We start from the raw sequence: 331 nt of genomic DNA, 5'->3' as shown, positions 1-331 counted from the left end.
AGTTCACTTACACCGCTTCTCAACCCGGTACGCATCAGAAAATCATTGATATGGCCATGAATGGCGTCGGATGTCGCGCCAGTGCACGCATTATGGGCGTTGGCCTCAACACGATTTTACGTCACTTAAAAAACTCAGACCGCAGTCGGTAACCTCACGCATACAACCGGGCAGTGACGTCATTGTTTGCGCGGAAATGGACGAACAGTGGGGTTATGTCGGCGCTAAATCACGCCAGCGCTGGTTGTTTTACGCGTATGACAGGATACGGAGGACGGTTGTGGCGCACGTATTCGGTGAACGCACGTTGTCCACGCTGGAGCGTCTTCTG

General features: G+C 53.2%; 1 pseudogene. It reads left to right on the top strand.

The annotated features are described in order from the left end of the window. A pseudogene (locus ACKLKD_RS28065) lies at positions 1-331 on the top strand (IS1 family transposase); the annotation flags it as partial.

The organism is Klebsiella sp. 10982 (assembly GCF_048589245.1).
Lineage (GTDB): Bacteria > Pseudomonadota > Gammaproteobacteria > Enterobacterales > Enterobacteriaceae > Klebsiella > Klebsiella quasivariicola.
The sequence above is the reverse complement of the archived record's forward strand: the minus strand, read 5'-3'. Positions and strand labels throughout refer to the sequence as shown.